The organism is Burkholderia sp. Bp8998 (genome assembly GCF_003854235.1).
In the GTDB taxonomy this organism is placed as follows: Bacteria; Pseudomonadota; Gammaproteobacteria; order Burkholderiales; family Burkholderiaceae; genus Burkholderia.
On sequence record NZ_QTQF01000128.1, the window covers coordinates 1 to 1,484 of the forward strand.

Here is a 1,484-nt window from a genome sequence, read left to right on the forward strand (position 1 = left end):
GTCGGCCCTGAACAATTCACTTTTCCTTGCGGATGAGTTCATGCCGCCGACAGCGCAGCGGTTGTGACGCTGAGCAAAGCGACGAGAATCAGGGCGTAAAGAAGCCGCAGCTTCCGCAGGATCATCCGCAGATTGTGGCCGGCGCCGCACAGCACTGCGTGAATCGCATCGCCCAACGCGCCCTTGAGCCAGTTTCGATCAAGTTTGCCGTCCGCCTTCATGTGCCCAATGGCCGGCTCGATTGCACTGCGACGTCGGATCATCGCGCGCAGGCCGCGTGTGATGCCGCGTCGCAACCCTGGGTGATAGACCTTCACGCCGTCGACGGCGACGCCCTTGTAGCCGCGATCAACGACAGCGATCTCCGGTTGAACATCACTCAAGATCGCCGCCTGTTCCAACGCTTCGGCCAGCGTGTGCCCGTCGTACGGGTTGCCTGGCATCGAGCGCGCTCCAATCACCAAGCCTTCCTTGTGCGTCGTCGTGATCGACACCTTCACGCCGAACTCGTACGGCCTGCGCGCTTTGCCCTTGGAGATACATTCCACCTCAGGCGCGTGCAGCGCGTACAGCTTGTTTTTGTCCTTCGTCTTCTGCGACAGAATCCGCTTCGTGCGGCCAATCAGTTCTTCCAGCGCCGGGCGCCCTTGTTGCGCGACGCCATCGAGCTGCCGCTCGACGTCGCGCATCACGCGGCCCACGCGCGAACGCAAGGTTCGCAGCGCCTTCTTCATCCGCTTGTATTGCTTCGCATGCGCATAACGTCCGATCTGCCCCGCCAGCCGTGGGGCCTCGCGGTTGTAGTTCTGCCGCAGCTTCAGCCCGTGTCGGGCAGCAGCCTTCACCAGATGTTCCCGGCAACGTTCGAGCAGACGCGAATCGGTGGGATGCGCAATCGCCTTTTCCATCACCGTTGTATCGACGATCACCCGTTTCAGGCTCGACGTCTTGATGACGTCGGCACGCTTGGCCGCCTCAATCGTCTCGGCCAGCAGTTCCTCAACGCCGGCTTCGCCCAGCCGCTTGCGCCAGCGCGTCAGGCTCGACGGATCGATCGGCGGCTTCGTCTGCAAGTACGTCTCGCCGGTGAAGACCTGCCAATACGGGTTCTCCAGCCATTGCCAGACCACGTCTTCGTCCGACAGGTCGAACGCGTGCTGCAAGTACAGCAGCCCTGCGATCAGCCGCGGCGAGCTCGCCGGCCGGCCCCGATGCGACACGAAGCTCTCGCTCATCGCCTTGTTCAGCCGATCCCAATCAATCAGATCGGCCAAGCGCACCAGCGGATGCTTCAAGTTGATCTGCTCGCGCAGCGGTTGGCGGAAGAAATCTCCCTCGGTCGTCGGCGTCTTCGGACCCATCCAAACCTCGTCAGAATTTGCAGGAATCTCGCGTCAATATGCCTGCGCCTTGCAAATCTCACAACACCGTTTCAGCTATCGAGCCTTGCTGCACAAGCCTTTGCGAATTGTTCAAGGCCGACT

The 1,484-nt window shown here is 61.5% G+C and carries 1 protein-coding gene; it reads right to left on the reverse strand.

What is annotated here, in order from left to right; all coding sequences use genetic code 11:
* Nucleotides 1-38: 38 nt before the first annotated feature.
* Nucleotides 39-1,361, reverse strand: a complete 1,323-nt coding sequence (locus DIE06_RS37730) for an IS5 family transposase (protein ID WP_124665735.1) — start codon at nt 1,359-1,361, stop codon at nt 39-41.
* Nucleotides 1,362-1,484 lie beyond the last annotated feature (123 nt).